This is a genomic window from Streptococcus sp. TATVAM-FAB8, assembly GCF_046592795.1.
Taxonomy (GTDB): domain Bacteria; phylum Bacillota; class Bacilli; order Lactobacillales; family Streptococcaceae; genus Streptococcus; species Streptococcus ruminicola.
Map to the genome: position 1 here is coordinate 114,430 of NZ_JAWVPQ010000002.1, position 18,950 is coordinate 133,379.

The following is an 18,950-nucleotide window of genomic DNA, read 5'->3' on the forward strand; positions in this document are numbered from 1 at the left end:
TAAGCGCTATTTATTTTAAATGGTGAGAAAAGCTTACGAGGGTAGGTCATTTGGTGTATTTTCGTTTATAAAAAGTGATATTTTTGTTATAATATTAGTCAGTTATAGTCAAAGAGAGTCCATCTTGAAATGGTCTTTAATCTTGAAAAGGAGGAAGCTAATGGCAAAAAATACATCTGATAGTATTGAAGAATACATCAAGCAATTACTTGCCCAATCAGGTATTGCTGAGATTAAGCGGTCAAACTTGGCAGATGCCTTTCAAGTTGTTCCTAGCCAAATTAACTACGTGATCAAAACACGTTTTACAGAAAGTCGTGGCTATACAGTCGAAAGTAAGCGTGGTGGCGGTGGCTATATTCGCATTGCTAGAGTGCGATTTTCAGACCAACACCAAATGTTTGACAACCTTATGGCAAATATCGGTGAACGTATCAGCGAGCAAGTCTTTACAGATTTGATTCAATTACTTTTTGACGAAAAAATTATTAGTGAACGTGAAGGAAATCTGATTTTAGCAACAGCTACTGATGAGGTTTTGGGAAAAGATGCTCCTGAAATTCGTGCACGTATGTTGCGAAAAATCTTACAAAGATTAGATAGAAAAGGATTCCATTTATGAGTGAATATTCAATGAAAATGCAGGAGGTTTTCAGTATCGCCCAGTACCAAGCGGCGCGATTTGAAAGCCCATATTTAGAAAGTTGGCATGTGCTTTTAGCCATGGTAGCTGTTCATGATTCAGTGGCAGGGTTAACATTTGCTGAATACCAAAATAAGATTGCTTACGAAGAGTACGAAGCGGCAGCTGTTTTGGCACTCGGGAAATCACCTTTGGCAGATGTTAAAAATGTGCAGTTCTTAGAACAATCTAAAGCCTTAAAAGACGTCTTAGCTTTTGCTGAGTCAATTTGCAAAGTGACTGGCAGCACTGAAGTCGGAACAGAGCATGTCCTTTATGCTATGTTGTTGAATCTCGATTTGTTTGCGACACGTCTTTTGGAAGTTGCTGGATTTAAAAATAAAGAAGATGGTGATTCAGCACGCTTGCTTGATTTGCGTAAATCATTGTCACGCAATGCTGGATTTACTAAAGAAAAAATCAAAGCTATCCACGATCTTCGTAAACCGAAAAAAGCCACAATGGGCGGTGCTTTCTCAGAAATGATGAAGCCTCAGTCAACAGCGGGAGAATTATCAGATTTCACGCGTGATTTGACTGAAATGGCACGTCAAGGGAAATTGGAACCAGTTATTGGTCGTGAAAAAGAAATTTCTCGTATGGTGCAAGTCCTTAGCCGTAAGACAAAGAATAATCCTGTCTTGGTCGGTGAAGCTGGGGTCGGAAAAACTGCCCTTGCTTACGGTTTAGCACAGCGTATTGTTAATGGTGAGATTCCATACGAACTTCAAGACATGCGTGTTCTAGAACTTGATATGATGAGTGTTGTGGCTGGTACGCGTTTCCGCGGTGACTTCGAAGAACGCATGAATCAAATCATCTCTGATATTGAAGAAGATGGTCACATCATTTTATTCATCGATGAAGTGCACACTATTATGGGATCTGGTTCTGGAATTGATAGTACTTTAGATGCTGCTAATATCTTAAAACCTGCTCTTGCACGTGGTACGCTTCACATGGTTGGTGCGACAACTCAAGAAGAATATCAAAAGCATATTGAAAAAGATGCTGCGCTTTCTCGTCGTTTTGCTAAAATCACCATCGAAGAACCAAGTGTTGAAGATGCTTATCAAATTTTACTTGGGCTTAAGAAATCTTACGAAACTTTCCATAATGTGACGATTTCTGATCAAGCTGTGTTGACGGCTGTTAAAGCTGCACACCGTTATTTGACAAGTAAAAATCTACCAGATTCAGCTATTGATTTGCTTGATGAAGCTAGTGCAACCGTTCAAGGTTTGGTGAAAAAAGAAACTCCTTCTGACTTAACTCCAGCTGACCAAGCTATCTTAGAAGGTGATTTCAAAAAAGCTACGAAATTGCTGAAAGCTTCACGTAAAGCTGTGACACGTAAGCCAACAGCTGTGACAGAAGATGACATCATGGCAACTCTTAGCCGTTTGTCAGGTATTCCAGTTGAAAAAATGACACAAGCCGACAGCAAGAAATATTTGACGCTTGAAAAAGAATTGCACAAACGTGTTATTGGTCAAGATGCTGCGATTTCTGCCATTAGCCGTGCTATTCGTCGAAATCAAGCTGGTATCCGCACAGGAAAACGTCCAATTGGTTCATTCATGTTCTTAGGACCAACAGGTGTTGGTAAGACAGAATTGGCTAAAGCTTTAGCAGAGCTACTTTTTGATGATGAATCAGCGCTTATCCGCTTTGACATGTCTGAATACATGGAAAAATTTGCGGCGAGTCGTTTGAACGGAGCGCCTCCAGGATATGTTGGTTATGAAGAAGGCGGCGAGTTAACTGAAAAAGTTCGCAACAAACCTTATTCAGTGCTTCTTTTCGATGAGGTTGAAAAAGCTCACCCAGATATTTTCAATGTCTTACTTCAAGTTTTGGATGATGGCGTATTGACAGATAGTCGTGGTCGTAAAGTTGACTTTTCAAATACTATTATTATCATGACGTCAAACCTTGGTGCAACTGCCCTTCGTGATGATAAGACAGTTGGATTTGGGGCGCGTGACATGGCTCATGATTATGATGCTATGCAAAAACGCATCATGGAAGAGCTTAAGAAAACTTACCGTCCAGAATTCATCAACCGTATTGATGAAAAAGTTGTCTTCCATCACTTAACACAAGAAAATATGCGTGATGTTGTTAAAATTATGGTTAAACCATTGATTGCAACCTTAGCTGAAAAAGATATTACGCTTAAATTCCAACCATCAGCGCTTAAATACCTTGCTGAAGCTGGATATGACCCAGAAATGGGAGCTCGTCCACTTCGTCGTACTCTCCAAGATAAAGTTGAAGATAAATTATCAGAGCTTATCCTAGCAGGCGACCTAGCAAGTGGAAATACCCTTAAAATTGGTGTTTCTAAAGGACAACTCAAATTTGATATTGCTTAATAAAATAACCCTGCTCAGTTTATCTGAGTAGGGTTTTAGTTATAATAATTCCCCGATAACTTTTGTTATCAGGGATTTTTTTCTCATCGTAAGCTGTTAAAGATTTCTTTGACTTCGTCGATTGTTTCTGCGCGTGAGACGGCTCCACGGATTTTGGCAGCGCCAGCAGTACCACGTAGGTAATGTGGAGCTAGACCACGGAATTCACGGACAGCGATTTTTTCACCTTTGAGGTCAATGAGACGTTTGAGGTGATCTTCTGCGATGTCCAATTTTTTGGCAAATGGAAGATCTGGTAACTCTTCACCAGTTTCAAAATAATGATTGATTTGAGTGAAGATGTATGGGTTGTTCATGGCTGCGCGTCCAACCATAACAGCATCAACACCGATTTCTTCAATCATGTACTTAGCATCGTGAACGCTGCGCACGTCACCATTTCCGATAAATGGAATTTTAGTGATGGCTTTTGAGACGCGAGCAAGTGTTTTATGGTCACATTTACCAGTGTACATTTGTTCACGAGTACGTCCGTGCATAGCAAGGGCAGACACACCAGCTGATTCAGCAGCCAATGCGTTTTCAACAGCAAGTTCGCTGTCTGACCAGCCTGTACGCATCTTAACAGTTAGTGGAATATCAAGAACAGAAGTGACTTCATCGATGATATGATAAATCTTATCAGGGTCTTTAAGCCATTTTGCTCCTGCTTCATTTTTGACAACTTTATTGACAGGACAGCCCATATTGATGTCAACGATGTCAGCTTTTGTATTTTCTTGAATATACTCAGCTGCACGTTTCAAACCATCCGCGTCTCCACCAAATAATTGGATAGACATTGGATGTTCAGTTTCATCAATGTGAAGCATGTGAAGGGTTTTTTCGTTATTGTAAAGGAGACCTTTTTCGGAAATCATCTCCATTACGACTAAGCCAGCTCCGAATTCTTTGGCAATAGTACGAAAAGCAGAGTTTGTCACCCCTGCCATGGGTGCTAGAACCGTACGGTGAGGAATTTCAACATCACCAATCATAAATGATGAGCTGAGTTTAGTCATTGATTAATTCCTCCAAGTCATCTTCAGTGAAGTTGTAAGTTTTACCACAGAATTGGCAAGTGATTTCAGCACCGTGGTCTTCGTCTTTCATAGCTTTAAGCTCGTCTTTGCCAAGAGTGACAAGAGCAGCTTCAAAACGTTCACGTGAGCAGTCACAGTTAAAGCCAATTTCATCTTCAGCAAGGACTTTGTATTCGTCTTCGCCATAGATAGCTTTTAGAAGAGCTTCAATGTGGTCGTCAGATTCCAAGAGTTTTGAAATGGCAGGCATTTCTTGGATACGTTTTTCGTAGCGGTTGATTTCTTCTTCAGATGCACCTGGAAGGACTTGCAACATAAAGCCACCAGCAACTTCGACTTTGTCTTCGTCGTCAAGAAGGACATTAAGTCCAACGGCAGAAGGTGTTTGTTCAGATTCAGTCAAATAAAAGGCCAAATCTTCACCGATTTCACCTGAGACAAGTGGTGTTGAAGATGTGTAAGGATTACCTGTACCATAGTCTGTAATGACAACGAATTGACCATTACCCATGAATGGACCGACCATGACTTCGCCAGTAGCAGTTTTCTTAACATCAACGCCAGTGTTTTGAATGTAGCCTTTAACATGTCCTTTAGTATCAGCCACAGAGATGATGTGACCTAGTGAGCTATCACCAATGACTTTGACGGTTACTTTGCTGTCTCCTTTCTGATTGGCAGCTAGGATTTGATTGGCAATAAGCGTTCTACCTAGAGCAACTGTAGAGCTAGAAAGTGTTTGATGTTTTTCTTGAGCAGTTCTGACAGTCTCAGTGCTATCAAGCACGTAAGCACGGAAAGAACCAGATTTTGAAATTGATTTTATAAGTTTATCCATAAGAATATTATAACACAAAGCAAATTTGATGGGCTAGTATTGTGAGCTGTAAAGCGTAATCATCTCGTGAAAAGTAAGAAGATAAAAAAGGCGAGGATTCTCGCCTTTTACTATTATTATTCTTCTGTAATGTCTGTTCTTTCGACTTCTTCTTGACTTTCTTTGCCTTCGTTAAGAAGGGCTTCGACGATTTTTTGGTCACGGATTTTGACAGAGTCGTTGATGGTTTCTGCTGATTTGACGACAGCTGCTTCGAGTTGGGCACGTTGTTTACGACCGTTGTCGATAGCGGCGATAATGCCGTTATTTTGTTCAACGAGGCTTTCAGCAAGAGCTGTGACAGACTGGATAGAAACCGTTGGGCTTTGAGCAGTGCGTTCTAGCATGGGAATAGCTTCCTTGCTAGTCTCAGCCAGCATTTGAAGCGCAGCATTATTAGCATTGACAATGGCATCAGCAGTCACACCAGATTTAACTGATTGTTGCAAAATGCCGAGCTGGGCAATTGACAATTTCATTGTCGGAATGGTGTTGCGACGAAGCATACCAAGTTTTTGGCGCATGTCTGATGACACTTTGACCATGTTACGCATTTGCGGCGTTGTTGTCCAAGCCACGTAAAGGCGACTGAGGTATTCAGTGTGCTGTTGTTCCAGTGTGTTGATAACTTCAGTCATGCGAGCTAGTTCGTCAGATTTTGTTTGATATTCTGGTGTTGCACTATCTAGTGTTGCCAGTTCATTTTGAAGGGCTTGTGCGCGGTTAGCACTTTCTGTTTGAGAAGCTTCGATAAAAGCAATCACACCGACAAGGTTTTCAATCGATTTGTTATTATCTTCAATCAGCATCTCAGCAGAGACGATGTTGCGTGCTAAGGTTTCTTCTTGTTTAACAACAGCGGCAGCCATGCCATCCATTTTTTGTTCAATATTTTGTGAATCAAAGTAGAATTCTTGCAAGCTATTTTTACTTTGTTTGAAAAGTTTTTGGAAGAAATTCGGTTTCTTTTCAAGCTCAGCAGGTGTAGCATCTTTATATTTAGCAATGAAGCCATTCAATTCACGGTTAGCATTTTTGAGCAGGTCGTCAACTTGCGGAATTTCCAGTTTCTTTTGTTCTGCCAAAATGCGATTAACTGTTGTGTTAACTTCTTCAACAGCAGATGTTCCAAAATCAAGCAGTGCATTCTGGTCAGCAACAAAATTATCAACCAAAGCTGGCGCTTTAGCGGTAATAGCAGTTTGTTGTTCAGGAGTCAACTTATCGTAAAAAGAGACTTGTCCAGTTGAGGCGGTGTCAGTTGCTACGATAATTTCTGTTGTTTTGTCAGTTTTTGTAATAGCATTATCAGCGATTTTATCAATGTCAAAATTAAATGTATCAGCCATAAATAATCTCCTTTGTCAGAGCTAAATTACAAATTAGTATCGTCATCAGCCATCATGCGTAGGCTAATGTCAAAGTCTTTCAAGTCGCTTTCGTTAAGTTTTCTAAGGGTATCATCAAGTGCCAAATCAAATTTTTCCATAGCAGCTTTTGCTTTTGCTAGGCGCTCCTCAGCATTGTAGTAATTCTTAGGAGCTCTTTTGATTTTGAGGTAGCCATCTAAAATATCATGGAATCGTTCCATATCAGCTTCATGCAGAGCAGTAAGCTCTTCACGGTTATCAGCTTTTTCAATTTTTTTCAAAATGGTAAGGTGATCTTGCTGAATGTTGTTATAAAGATGAGCCAACTCTGGAGCAAGTTTTAGCAAATCTGTTTCTTCCTTAGAAGCATTTGCTGTCGTTGGAGAGATATCCAATTTATCCAGTTGCAAGAGAATATCATTTTCGACTGATTCGGCTTTTTTAAGGACACGTTTATAGATTTTGAGGTCCATTTTAGCCTTAAGGTTAGTAACTTCACTTTTAATATGACGAATTTGTGGCAATAGCTGGCGCGCCACAACGACATATTGTGTGTAGTTTTTTTCATCGAGGTAATTGTCTAGAAGTTTTGACTGACGATCAGCGACGCGAATATTATCTTTTAAATCTTGAAGACGTTGTTTGGTATTTACTTTTTCTAAGCGTGATTGCTTGGTCGCCAAATAATAAACGCCAAATCCAATACCACCGATAAGGGCAATTGGGATAATAATTTCAAGTAAGCTTTCGAGTAAAGCGATAAGAAGGATAACGCCAATAATAATAGTGATTAATCCTCCAGCACTATTTCTAGGTCTTGACATAAACTCATTCAATCCATTTCTATCTAAGATTGTATTTATTTTATCGCAAAAAGGGGAATAATGACAAGCAATGACTGTACTTTGACGAAGATTATTTTTGAGCTTAAAGTTCTGGGAAAAGTTTGGCTAGAATTTTAGGTGTGAGGGCTTGTCCTGGTCCTTCGTGGCAGTAGGTATGTAGGTAAATGGCTGGGTTAAAGTTTAGTTCGATACAAGCGCAGTTGGGATTTTCTTTGCTGGCTGGTAAGGTCTTATCTGGGATAATCAAATCAACCCCGCAGACCCAAGCTCCAACAGCGCTAGCCATTTGGGCAGCTAATTCTTTATAATCTGATGGCATGATATCAGTCACGTCGATGGAGTCACCGCCTGTAGAGATATTTGAATTGCGACGCAAATCGACTTTCACGCCTTTAGCAAGAATGTCATCAGGTGTGTATCCTTGTTGTTGCAACATTAGGCGTTCGACATCACCGAGATTAATGATTTCAAGTGGTGAGCGGTGGTCACGTCCTCGAAGAGGATTTTGATTTTTGAGCTCAACCAGCTCAGCAATGGTATGCTTGCCATCACCGACAACATTTGCGGCCACGCGCAGGACAATCGCCTCACACTTACCGTCTAGAACGAAGAAGCGGTATTCAGTCCCCGCAATAAAATTCTCAACCAAGACAGTATCATCTTCAGAAAACGCGATATCTAAGGCTTTTTGGTAGGCAGTTAAGTCTGCAGGTTCTTTGAAAATAGAAATGCCAAGACCGAAGTTTGTCGATTTTGGTTTGACGACGATGGCTTGGTCTTTGATTTGGGTGAAATAGCGGAGCGCACTATCTTTGTCGCTGAATTCTTGTCCCGCAGGAACTGGGAAACCAGCTCTAGCAAGCAGCTTTTTAGTCACTACTTTATTTTCCATAATAAGCGGTGTGATGTAGCTGTCTTTTGCGGTCATATTGGCATTTTTGACGTATTCGATGTGGTCACCGTGCCAGAGTTTGATGAATTGGTCATTTTCATCGAGAATTTCTAAATGAAGGCCTTTTTGGATAGCGTCAAACATTAACATTTGAGTAGAGAGTTCCATTGATTCATACCCTTTAAGAGCATAGGGAGCTTTAAGGGCATACTCGTGGAAAGCTTGTCCTTGTTTTTGACCAAATGTTTCTAATGAAAGATTATCAATTTTTTCTAGTAAACGTCCTCCAATAGTTAATTCAGGATTCTTGATTTGTTCTTTGACATGATTTAACAATTCTTGGTAATAAGATGGCAAGTCAAAATGTTCAATCACGCCTTGCATAGCTGATAAGATTTCTGAAATAGGTGCTTCTTGTGGTAATTTTTCAAGCGGGTGGCTAAGAGCAATGACATTATTAAGCTCAGTAGCCTTAGCGATATCTTGGTCAATAGCAGAGCTACTATCAAGCCAGAGAAGAGCAAGAACGAAAAGATGAACAGTATCAAGTGTTTCTTGGGTGATTCCACGATGATCAAAAGGATTAAGGTCAAAGCAGCGTACTTCAAGGTAAGTGATGCCTTGTGTTAAATAATCACGGATGTGTTTGCTACCACGTAGACGAATAGCAGAATAAAATTCCTTTTCAGCAATAAGCTGACCAGAAGTTACGTAATGCTCGATATCAGTAATATATTTTTCAAGACTTTGATAAGAAACTTGAATATTTTTGTGGTTCACATAACCAAACTGACTATTTCGAATAGACCGAACAGGTTGAGCTAATTTGTGACTTAAAAATCTTTGTTCAGCGATTGGCGAAGCTCCGTAAAGATAGGTTAGAAGCCAACGATAACGCAAGAAATTTTGAGCTAATTTTAGATAAAGGTCGTTTTTAAAGGTGATGAGCGAATCATAGCCGCTTTGTTGGAAAAGCGCAGCGACCAAATCTTTTCCCAGCTCCATATTGTAATGAATGCCAGACATAGATTGTAATTTTTTGCCATAAACCTTAGCTAGATGTTTACGATAATGACGCTCCCAATCATCTTCTAATTGAGCAATGTGAATCTCATCTTCACTGACTTGAGGTGGCATTGATAAAGGCCAGAGGTATTCATCCTTATCAATCGAGCGCCCTGCAACGTCTGTAATGGCTCCTAAAAAACGTAGGGCATCTTTGGTTGACTGCCCGATAGGAGTAATGAGTTCCAGCTGAGCTTCACTATAATCTGTCTGAATATAAGGGTGAAAAGAACGACTTCCAAGACAGGTTGGGTGGCTTGTTTGAGCAATTTTGCCTTGTTGATTAATCCGCAAGCTTTCTCTTTCTAAACCAAAAGTTGCTTGCAAGATTGGTAAATGTTTAGACGAATCTTGTAATAAACTATTGATGTTCATATCTATGTATCTCCGTTGATTTTCAATTATTATTATGGCAAATTCTACCATTGTATGTAATGTATACCTATTCTATGGAAAAGTTTATGAAAATGCAAAGAATTGCTATACTTTTGTACAAAAAAATTAAGAATTTTTAGAAAATTGAGACTATGTTAGAAAAACTGTCATATTTAGCCCCTTTTTCAAAAAAAGTTCGGAAAAAATAATATTTTACCGTGAAATATTGAAAAAAAAGCAGAAAAGTCATATAATAAATTGTAAGACAAACTCGCAGGTGAGATTCCTGCCAAGTTGTAGAGAAAGGACGAAGATACGAATTTTAGCTTGGAGATGGAGACGACAGGCTGGATAAGTTAGTATCGTTTTTATTTGCTCGCTAGGTGATTTCGTATCAATATCGAACAGAATATGACATCAGTAGTAGTTGTTGGTACCCAATGGGGTGATGAAGGTAAAGGTAAAATCACTGACTTCTTGTCACAAGATGCAGAAGTGATTGCACGTTATCAAGGTGGAGATAATGCAGGACACACTATCGTTATCGACGGTAAAAAATTCAAATTGCATTTGATTCCATCAGGTATTTTCTTCCCAGAGAAAATCTCAGTTATCGGAAATGGTGTAGTTGTTAATCCAAAATCATTGGTAACTGAATTGAAATACTTGCACGATGAAGGTATTAAGACAGACAGTCTTCGTATTTCAGACCGTGCACACGTTATTTTGCCATATCACATCAAACTTGACCGTTTGCAAGAATCTTCTAAAGGTGATAACAAAATTGGGACAACAAACAAAGGTATCGGCCCTGCTTACATGGATAAAGCAGCGCGTGTTGGTATCCGAATTGCTGACCTTTTGGACAAAGACATCTTTGCAGAACGTTTGCGCGTGAACTTGGAAGAAAAGAATCGTCTTTTCGAAAAAATGTACGAATGCGAACCAATCAAATTTGAAGATATCTTTGAAGAATATTATGAATATGGTCAACAAATCAAAGATTACGTTACAGATACATCAGTTATCTTGAACGACGCTCTTGACGCTGGTAAACGTGTTCTTTTCGAAGGTGCACAAGGTGTCATGCTTGATATCGACCAAGGAACTTACCCATTTGTTACTTCTTCAAACCCAGTTGCTGGTGGGGTAACAATCGGTTCAGGTGTTGGTCCAAGCAAGATCAATAAAGTTGTCGGTGTATGTAAAGCTTACACAAGCCGTGTTGGTGATGGACCATTCCCAACTGAACTTCTAGATGAAGTTGGAGATCGTATCCGTGAAGTTGGTCACGAATATGGTACAACAACTGGACGTCCACGTCGTGTTGGTTGGTTTGACTCAGTTGTTATGCGTCACAGCCGTCGTGTATCTGGTATCACAAACTTGTCACTTAACTCAATCGACGTTCTTTCAGGACTTGATACTGTTAAAATCTGTGTGGCATACGACCTTGACGGTCAACGTATCGACCACTACCCAGCAAGCCTTGAACAATTGAAACGTTGTAAACCAATCTACGAAGAATTGCCAGGTTGGTCAGAAGACATCACAGGTTGCCGTAGCCTTGATGAACTTCCAGAAAATGCTCGTAACTACGTTCGCCGTGTTGGTGAACTCGTTGGTGTTCGTATTTCAACATTCTCAGTTGGACCAGATCGCGATCAAACTAACATCCTTGAATCAGTTTGGGCAAATATTTAATTAAGTTGAAAAAATCTTTATAAAAGCAAACCCTGCCAGAAGCTTTCTGGCGGGGTTTTGTGCTAAAATGAAGGTAAGAAATACCCTTGTTTTTTAAATGGCATTTGCTTGAAAAAGAGTTGTAAATAACGTGAAAATTTTCACAGAAATTTAACAAATGTCATACTGAGATTACAATCGTCATTTTGTCTTAATCTGTTTTTGTTAACCTATTAATGTTGCCTGATTTAAAAAGGAGGAAAAATGGTTAAACGAATTTTATCAATTGCACTAGCTTATGTTGGTATTATTGTTGGTGCTGGACTTTCTTCGGGACAGGATTTGATGCAATATTTTGTCGGATTTGGTATCTGGGGAATGATTGGCGTTATTGTTTTAGGGATTTTGAATGCTATCTTTGGACGTATTATCGTGACATTAGGAAGTTACTATCGTTCGAATGACCATTCAGAGGTACTTTCAAAGATTGCCCATCCTTTTACCAATCGTGTATTAGACATTGCTTTGATTGTTTCTTGTTATGTCATCGGCTTTGTTATGATTGCTGGAGCTGGTTCCAACCTTAATCAACAATTTGGATTGCCCACTTGGTTAGGAGCTTTAATCTGTGTTCTCCTTGTGATTTTTGTAAGTTTCCTTGATTTTGAGAAAATTACTCAGATTATTGGGATTTTTACGCCGATTGTTATTATCATGGTATTGATTATTGCTGGTCATAGTCTGATTGGACATTCTTTTGACTTTGAACAGTTAAATACAGTAGCTAAGACTCTACCGACAAATATGCCAAATATTTGGGTGTCTGTTCTTAATTACTTCGCCATTTGTGTGATGACTGGGGTATCAATGGCTTTTGTCCTTGGTGGTTCAATTATTCGTATTGGCGTTGCTGAAAAAGGGGGAACACTTGGTGGTGCGATTGTCGGTCTGATTATTGCGATTACCTCACTTGTCTTGTTTGTCAATGTTGGAAAAATTGCTTCAGCAGATATTCCAATGTTGGTACTTGCCAATGAAATCCACCCTTGGTTTGCTTTTGCTTATTCTCTTGTCGTATTTGGGCTTATTTTCAACACAGCCTTTAGTCTTTATTATGCTCTAGCTAAACGCTTTTCTGAAAATAAAGGTGAGGGTCAGTTTAAACGTTATATGATTATCTTTGTCGTGACTGGTTATGCCTTGTCCTTCCTTGGTTTTAAACAACTGGTTTCTATCATGTATCCTGTGCTTGGTTACATTGGCTTGATTATGTTGGTTGTTTTGCTTCAAGCTTGGATTCGTGAAAAAAGTAATGTGCAGGACGAAAAACATTTGCGTCGCCGCATGATTTCTTTGATTTCTAAAAAATACGATGATGACAAGAAATTTACCAAGAAAGATAAAGTAGAATATCAACAACTAGGTGAAGAATCTGTGGTTGAAACAGATGAGATTAAAGAAGATATTCATGAACACGTTGAGCAAGTGTTCGACTCGGAAAATGATGATTAATCAAGAATAAGAAAGCTAGAATTATTATTTTTCTAGCTTTTTTAAATGACTGGGGTAATATTAATAAAAGTAGTTAAGAAAGCGCTAAAAATATGCTATACTGAAACTAAAAGATGAAAAGGAAGTAAGCAATGGCAAGGTTTGTGAGTAGTTTTTCGGGTGTTCTGATTATTCTTATCATGGTATTAGTCGGTTATGTGCTAACCAAAAAAGGTTGGTTCGACGAAAAAGCGCCGAATCTCATTGCCAAGTTGGTAACACAGGTAGCATTACCATGCTATATGATTTCAACCATTGTCGGGCGTTTTACGGCAAAAGAGTTACTTGAAATGCTGCCACAATTGCGTTTTCCAGCACTTTCGATGGTGATTTTATTAGCTATTGCTGTAGCGGTAGCTCATTTATTCTTGATTGATAAAAAGCATCAGGGCTTATTTGTTTCTATGTTTTTTAATTCTAATACGATTTTTGTGGGACTTCCCATCAATCAAGCACTTTTTGGGGATAAAAGTATTCCTTATGTCTTGGTTTATTACATGTGTAACACGACATTTTTCTGGACTATTGGGACTTATTTGATTCAAAAAGATGGTCGCAAAGAAGTCACGCTTGATTTGCGAGGAACCTTGAAGAAAATCTTCTCACCACCACTTATGGGCTTCATCATCGGGGTGATTTTGGTTCTTTTAAATATCAAACTCCCAGCTTTCTTGCTGAGTGATTTCCAATATTTGGGCAATTTGACCATCCCTTTGTCGATGATTTTCATTGGGATTTCGGTGGCTAATGCAGGGCTATCACGTTTGCGATTTACCAAGGATAATGTCTTGGTCTTAGTCGGGCGTTTCGTGATTGCTCCACTTTTGATGTTAATCATTGTCAAACACACCCAAATGCCACAATTGATGAAAGAAGTCTTTATTATTCAATCAGCCATGCCAGTCATGACCAATGCACCTGTTGTGGCTAAACTTTACGGAGCAGATAGTGACTATGCAGCCATTATGGTAACCGAATCGACCATTTTGACCATGGTTGTTGTTCCCATTCTTATGCTCTTATTGAATGTTTTATAAATATCATCTGCATTCCAAAAGTTAGACAGACCATCTAACGATTGGGATGCTTTTTTAATACAAAAAGCCTAGCAGAGCTAGACTTTAAGGAGATTATGAAAAAGATACATTCATCTAAATTGGGAGTTCTAGATGAACGTCAAACTAGCAAAGCTAGTTGTGAAAGTTTTAGGAATGACTATAGTATAAGTGGGGGGGCTTAAAGTAAGCTTAAGGAGAAATTTTTTCTTCTTTTTGAAACATCTTTAAGAGCCAAATGTAGGCTCAAGATGTGGTATAATAAAGCCATGGAAAACAAGAAGAAATTATTATTAATTGACGGGTCATCCGTTGCTTATCGTGCCTTTTTTGCACTCTACAATCAGATTGATCGCTTTAAAAACCGTGCTGGTCTGCACACCAATGCCATCTACGGTTTTCACCTTATGCTCAATCATTTATTAGAAAGAGTTCAGCCAACGCATGTATTGGTGGCTTTTGATGCTGGAAAGACAACTTTCCGTACGGAAATGTACAAAGATTACAAAGCTGGTCGTGCTAAAACACCAGATGAATTTCGTGAGCAGTTGCCATACATCCGTGAAATGTTAACAGCATTGGGTATCAACTGGTATGAGTTGGAAAACTATGAAGCTGATGACATCATCGGAACATTGGATAAATTGGCTGAAAATGAAGATGAATACGACGTAACCATTGTCAGTGGGGATAAAGACCTTATCCAATTGGCGGATAACAATACAACCGTTGAAATATCTAAAAAAGGTGTGGCTGAGTTTGAAGAATTCACCCCAGCTTACCTCATGGAAAAAATGGGCATTACGCCAAAACAATTCATCGACCTTAAAGCCCTTATGGGTGATAAATCCGATAATATCCCTGGTGTTACCAAAGTCGGTGAAAAAACAGGTCTAAAACTTCTCTTAGAATACGGAAGCCTTGAAGGTGTTTACGAAAACATCGACGGCATGAAGAAATCTAAAATGAAAGAAAACTTGATTAATGATAAAGAGCAAGCTTTCTTATCTAAGACCTTGGCTACAATTAACATCACAGCGCCGATTGCGATTGGCTTAGATGATATTAATTACAGCGGACCAGACTTAGAAAAACTTGTGCCATTTTATGATGAAATGGGCTTCAAACAGTTTAAAGACAATCTTGGTGCTACTAAGAAACAAGAAAAATTTGACGTTGCCTACACTGAAGTGGACAGCTTGAGTGATGACATGTTCACAGATGACCAATTTTTCTATTTTGAAATTTTAGGTGATAATTATCATATTGAAAACATCATTGGTTTTGCTTGGGGAAATGACAAGGCAATCTATGCCTCAACAAACCTTGAGTTGCTTAAGGACGATTTGTTCAAAGCAGCGCTAGCTAAACCAATCAAGACTTATGATTTCAAACGCAGCAAAGTTCTTCTTAGCCATTTAGGCATTGATTTGCCAGCGCCAGCCTTTGACAGCCGCTTAGCGAAATACCTCTTGTCAACCGTGGATGACAATGAATTATCAACGATTGCTCGTCTTTATACAGAGTATGTTCTTGATAGCGATGAAGCAGTTTATGGTAAAGGGGCTAAACGCGCGGTGCCAGATAAAGCTGTGCTTCTTAGCCACCTGGCTCGTAAGATTGTCGTTTTGAACCACTCTGAAAAAGCCATGCTAGACAAGTTGACAGAGCATCAACAAGCAAGTCTTCTTTTTGACATGGAACAACCTCTTGCAAACGTTCTTGCTAAGATGGAAATCGCTGGTATTTCAGTTAAGAAAGAAACGCTGCAAGACATGGAAAAAGCCAATCAAGCTGTTATTGATGAGTTGACACAAGAAATCTATGACCTTGCTGGCATGGAATTTAACATTAATTCACCAAAACAATTGGGAGAATTGCTTTTTGACAAGATGCAATTGCCAACAAGCTACACTAAGAAAACTAAGACAGGCTATTCAACAGCAGTAGATGTCTTGGAACGCTTGGCCCCAATCTCACCAATCGTGTCTAAGATTTTGGAATACCGTCAAATCGCTAAACTTCAATCAACTTACATCGTTGGTTTGCAAGATTTTATCTTGAAAGATGGCAAAATTCATACGCGTTATTTGCAAGATTTGACGCAAACAGGGCGTTTGTCTAGTGTTGATCCTAACTTGCAAAACATTCCAGTGCGTTTGGAACAAGGTCGCTTGATTCGTAAAGCTTTTGTCCCGGAGACAGCAGATGAAGTGCTTTTGAGCTCTGACTACTCACAAATTGAGTTGCGCGTGCTAGCCCACATTTCAAATGATGAACATTTGATTGCGGCTTTCCGTGAGGGAGCAGATATCCACACGTCAACAGCCATGCGTGTCTTTGGTATCGAAAAAGCTGAAGACGTCACACCAAATGACCGTCGTAACGCCAAAGCTGTTAACTTCGGTATTGTTTACGGTATTTCTGATTATGGTCTTGCTAATAATCTGGGCATTCCACGTAAAGTGGCAAAACAATACATTGAGACTTACTTCGAACGCTACCCAGGTATTAAAGACTACATGGAGCGCGTGGTGCGTGATGCCAAAGATAAAGGCTATGTTGAAACGCTCTTCCACCGTCGTCGCGAATTGCCAGATATCAATGCTCGCAATTTCAACGTACGTCAATTTGCAGAGCGTACAGCCATCAACTCACCAATTCAAGGTAGCGCAGCTGATATTCTCAAAATCGCTATGATTAACCTTGATAAAGCCCTTGTTGAGGGTGGGTTCAAGACTAAAATGCTTCTTCAGGTACACGATGAAATCATCCTTGAAGTGCCAAAAGACGAGCTAGAAGCTATTGAAAAATTAGTCAAAGAAACCATGGAATCAGCCATTGAACTTTCAGTCCCACTTGTGGCAGACGAAAGTGCAGGCCAAACATGGTACGAAGCAAAATAGAAAAAATGAAAAGGAAGTGGCTGATACAGTCATTTCCTTTTTGCTAGGCAGAAAATCAATGATTTGCTATACTTAAGAAAAACGCAATAAAAGGAGGCAGCTAAATGACACCATTTCAAAATCCTAGCCAAGATGTGATTGCATCTTATCTTAAAAATGCTAAAACCATTGCAGTTGTCGGCTTGTCTTACCGTGAAAATAGCCCAGCATATGGCGTTTCAAAGATTATGCAAGAAGCAGGATACACCATTATTCCGGTCAATCCTCGCCTTGCGGGTCAAAAGGTTCTTGGTGAAACTGTCTATGCTTCGCTTCAAGATGTTCCTGTCCATATTGATATTGTCGATGTCTTTAGGCGCAGTGAGTTTCTCCCTGAAGTTGCCAAAGATTTCATTGAAACGGATGCTGATGTCTTCTGGGCACAACTTGGACTCGAAAGTCAAGAAGCTGCAGATATATTGCAGGCCGCTGGACGTGATAAAATCGTCATGAACAAGTGTATTAAGATTGAATACCAAGGCTTGTAAAAGTTTTTTGAAAACAACAATGAAAATGAGGAGATTCTTTCAAAATGAATTTTCTCATTTTTTATTGGCTAAAAATGCTAGATTAGTAGCCTTTTTGAGAAAAATAGTTAACTTTTACTCTGAAAACTTGAAATCGTCAGATTTTTATAATAAAATGAATGAGCATGTCAGGATGGCTGACAGATAAACTATGTTATAATGACCTTAATAAATAGAACAGGAGAGCCATAATGGACATTCATACCCATCACCGTCCTTTGGATGCCTATGAAAATGTCATTGAGCATCTCAAAAGAAAGCACATTCGTATCACGGAGACTCGTAAAGCCATTATCGCTTATATCATAAATAGCCATGAGCACCCAAGTGCTGAGAAGATTTATAAAGACCTTTTGCCAGAACACCCAAATATGAGTTTGGCAACAGTTTACAATAACATGAAAGTCTTGGTTAAAGAAGGGTTTGTTGCTGAGTTAAAAGTGACTAACGACCCAACAACTTACTACGATTTCATGGGTCACCAGCACATTAATATCGTTTGTAAATATTGTGGCGATATTGCAGACTTTATGGATGTTGATGCTATCGATATTGGAAAAGAAGCTTATGAACAAACCGGCTACATGATTACTAAGGTTCAATTGACAGCCTACGGTATTTGTCCAAAATGCCAAGAAAAGCTCAAAGCAGCCGGCGAACCTTTCATGGCTTACCGAGAAGATAATAAATAAAGAGTTTGGGAAAATTTCCAAGCTCTCTTTTTAATCATAAAAAATCCCCAGTATTACTGGAGATTTTTTGCTTGTTAATGATTTATTATTCTGCTTTATCTAGCAAATCTTCATAGAAGTAAAGTGTAGCAGTTGTAGTGTATGGAAGTGTATAGAAATGAAGCAAGCCACATGTTAGGCCAGTCAAGATATACCAACCGATGAAGCTAAATTGTAAGCAGAAGTAGCGCCATTTGTTGCCATTCATCAATTCTTTACTCTTAGAGATAACGCTGTTAGGACCATCGTAAGTACCGTTGGCAACAGCATCGTAAAGAACAAATGTAGTCATGGCATATGAGTATTGTTTGATGATTGAAAGAACAAAACCAGCAATCATAAGAACAAAGCCAAGTAAAGCAACAAAGAGTCCGACATTACTGTCTTTGCTTGAAGCGGCTGTAGCTCCTGCAACAAGAAGAATCATACCTACAAATGCAAGCAATGACCATAAGAAAATGTAGAACCATTTTACAATAGCGGTAATGACGTATTTACCGAATAGTTCATTGGAGAAGACACGCATATTGTCGCCTACTTCAACATGGTCGGTTTTATGACGCATGACATCAAGAACAGCGTAACTTGCTGATGCAAGGAACAATGCTAACAAGATGCTGATGATTCCTGGAACGGATTCAGTAATGCTAAATTCAGTACCATTGTAAGTATAAGTTTCCTTGTAACTGATTGAGACAGCAAGGATAGCTAAAATGATAGGAACGATAAACAATTGATACTTGCCAGAGAGAGTTTTCAAAAATTCCCTAGCTTTGCGACGAGTTTCTGAAGCTTTCATAATATGGACCTCCTTAAAAAGTTTCCTAAAATGTAATTACTTCCACGCTTTCATTATAGCACCTTGTATTAGAGAAGTCACACGAAAAGAGGT

The 18,950-nt window shown here is 39.2% G+C and carries 14 protein-coding genes; 8 read left to right on the forward strand and 6 right to left on the reverse strand.

What is annotated here, in order from left to right:
• Positions 1–160: 160 nt before the first annotated feature.
• Both SFC32_RS02290 and SFC32_RS02295 read left to right on the forward strand, forming a co-directional pair.
• Complete coding sequence (locus tag SFC32_RS02290) at positions 161–622, forward strand: CtsR family transcriptional regulator (protein WP_039696152.1); 462 nt, start codon at positions 161–163, stop codon at positions 620–622.
• Positions 619–3,060 carry an ATP-dependent Clp protease ATP-binding subunit gene (locus SFC32_RS02295; RefSeq protein WP_411049439.1) on the forward strand — a complete coding sequence of 814 codons (2,442 nt, stop codon included), beginning with the start codon at positions 619–621 and terminating at the stop codon, positions 3,058–3,060. The genes SFC32_RS02290 and SFC32_RS02295 overlap by 4 nt, the downstream gene beginning before the upstream one ends.
• An 83-nt stretch (positions 3,061–3,143) precedes the next feature.
• Here SFC32_RS02295 and dusB read toward each other — a convergent pair whose 3' ends face one another.
• The 5 genes from dusB to gshAB all read right to left on the reverse strand — a co-directional run bounded on the left by dusB (position 3,144) and on the right by gshAB (position 9,566).
• Positions 3,144–4,121 carry a tRNA dihydrouridine synthase DusB gene (gene dusB / locus SFC32_RS02300; RefSeq protein WP_411049438.1) on the reverse strand — a complete coding sequence of 326 codons (978 nt, stop codon included), beginning with the start codon at positions 4,119–4,121 and terminating at the stop codon, positions 3,144–3,146.
• Positions 4,114–4,980 (reverse strand): Hsp33 family molecular chaperone HslO, encoded by an 867-nt coding sequence (hslO, locus tag SFC32_RS02305; protein ID WP_006531039.1) that lies wholly within the window; start codon positions 4,978–4,980, stop codon positions 4,114–4,116. Before hslO ends, dusB begins: the two co-directional genes overlap by 8 nt.
• A 116-nt stretch (positions 4,981–5,096) precedes the next feature.
• A complete protein-coding gene (locus SFC32_RS02310; RefSeq protein WP_074869506.1) occupies positions 5,097–6,368 on the reverse strand; it encodes a toxic anion resistance protein in 1,272 nt (423 codons plus the stop codon).
• A 26-nt stretch (positions 6,369–6,394) separates the two neighbouring features.
• On the reverse strand, positions 6,395–7,213 hold the full coding sequence (locus SFC32_RS02315) for a hypothetical protein (RefSeq protein WP_411049437.1): 819 nt from the start codon (positions 7,211–7,213) through the stop codon (positions 6,395–6,397).
• 103 nt (positions 7,214–7,316) lie between these two features.
• Positions 7,317–9,566: a bifunctional glutamate--cysteine ligase GshA/glutathione synthetase GshB gene (gene gshAB / locus SFC32_RS02320; protein ID WP_411049436.1), complete on the reverse strand. Its 2,250-nt coding sequence runs from the start codon at positions 9,564–9,566 to the stop codon at positions 7,317–7,319.
• Between the two features lie 411 nt (positions 9,567–9,977).
• Here gshAB and SFC32_RS02325 point away from each other — a divergent pair, with 411 nt between their 5' ends.
• From SFC32_RS02325 to perR, 6 genes are all read left to right on the forward strand, one after another.
• A complete protein-coding gene (locus SFC32_RS02325; protein WP_074482359.1) occupies positions 9,978–11,270 on the forward strand; it encodes an adenylosuccinate synthase in 1,293 nt (430 codons plus the stop codon).
• A gap of 243 nt (positions 11,271–11,513) precedes the next feature.
• Positions 11,514–12,761, forward strand: coding sequence for a hypothetical protein (locus SFC32_RS02330; RefSeq protein WP_411049435.1), 1,248 nt, complete (start codon positions 11,514–11,516; stop codon positions 12,759–12,761).
• Positions 12,762–12,892: 131 nt separating this feature from the next.
• On the forward strand, positions 12,893–13,837 hold the full coding sequence (locus SFC32_RS02335; RefSeq protein ID WP_258255116.1) for an AEC family transporter: 945 nt from the start codon (positions 12,893–12,895) through the stop codon (positions 13,835–13,837).
• A 287-nt stretch (positions 13,838–14,124) separates the two neighbouring features.
• Positions 14,125–16,761, forward strand: a complete 2,637-nt coding sequence (gene polA / locus SFC32_RS02340) for a DNA polymerase I (RefSeq protein WP_411049464.1) — start codon at positions 14,125–14,127, stop codon at positions 16,759–16,761.
• Between the two features lie 104 nt (positions 16,762–16,865).
• Complete coding sequence (locus SFC32_RS02345; protein ID WP_411049434.1) at positions 16,866–17,288, forward strand: CoA-binding protein; 423 nt, start codon at positions 16,866–16,868, stop codon at positions 17,286–17,288.
• A 230-nt stretch (positions 17,289–17,518) separates the two neighbouring features.
• Complete coding sequence (gene perR, locus SFC32_RS02350; RefSeq protein ID WP_039696162.1) at positions 17,519–18,019, forward strand: peroxide-responsive transcriptional repressor PerR; 501 nt, start codon at positions 17,519–17,521, stop codon at positions 18,017–18,019.
• Between the two features lie 85 nt (positions 18,020–18,104).
• Here perR and SFC32_RS02355 read toward each other — a convergent pair whose 3' ends face one another.
• Complete coding sequence (locus SFC32_RS02355; protein ID WP_411049432.1) at positions 18,105–18,857, reverse strand: DUF975 family protein; 753 nt, start codon at positions 18,855–18,857, stop codon at positions 18,105–18,107.
• Positions 18,858–18,950: the final 93 nt, after the last annotated feature.

Bases quoted from the DNA above. Each gene is read 5' to 3' on its own strand.
- SFC32_RS02295 (WP_411049439.1), top strand. From the start codon at position 619: ATGAGTGAATATTCAATGAAAATGCAGGAGGTTTTCAGTATCGCCCAG.
- gshAB (WP_411049436.1), bottom strand. From the start codon at position 9,566: ATGAACATCAATAGTTTATTACAAGATTCGTCTAAACATTTACCAATC.
- SFC32_RS02335 (WP_258255116.1), top strand. From the start codon at position 12,893: ATGGCAAGGTTTGTGAGTAGTTTTTCGGGTGTTCTGATTATTCTTATC.
- SFC32_RS02310 (WP_074869506.1), bottom strand. From the start codon at position 6,368: ATGGCTGATACATTTAATTTTGACATTGATAAAATCGCTGATAATGCT.
- polA (WP_411049464.1), top strand. From the start codon at position 14,125: ATGGAAAACAAGAAGAAATTATTATTAATTGACGGGTCATCCGTTGCT.
- SFC32_RS02315 (WP_411049437.1), bottom strand. From the start codon at position 7,213: ATGTCAAGACCTAGAAATAGTGCTGGAGGATTAATCACTATTATTATT.
- SFC32_RS02330 (WP_411049435.1), top strand. From the start codon at position 11,514: ATGGTTAAACGAATTTTATCAATTGCACTAGCTTATGTTGGTATTATT.
- SFC32_RS02290 (WP_039696152.1), top strand. From the start codon at position 161: ATGGCAAAAAATACATCTGATAGTATTGAAGAATACATCAAGCAATTA.
- dusB (WP_411049438.1), bottom strand. From the start codon at position 4,121: ATGACTAAACTCAGCTCATCATTTATGATTGGTGATGTTGAAATTCCT.
- SFC32_RS02355 (WP_411049432.1), bottom strand. From the start codon at position 18,857: ATGAAAGCTTCAGAAACTCGTCGCAAAGCTAGGGAATTTTTGAAAACT.
- SFC32_RS02325 (WP_074482359.1), top strand. From the start codon at position 9,978: ATGACATCAGTAGTAGTTGTTGGTACCCAATGGGGTGATGAAGGTAAA.
- hslO (WP_006531039.1), bottom strand. From the start codon at position 4,980: ATGGATAAACTTATAAAATCAATTTCAAAATCTGGTTCTTTCCGTGCT.
- SFC32_RS02345 (WP_411049434.1), top strand. From the start codon at position 16,866: ATGACACCATTTCAAAATCCTAGCCAAGATGTGATTGCATCTTATCTT.
- perR (WP_039696162.1), top strand. From the start codon at position 17,519: ATGGACATTCATACCCATCACCGTCCTTTGGATGCCTATGAAAATGTC.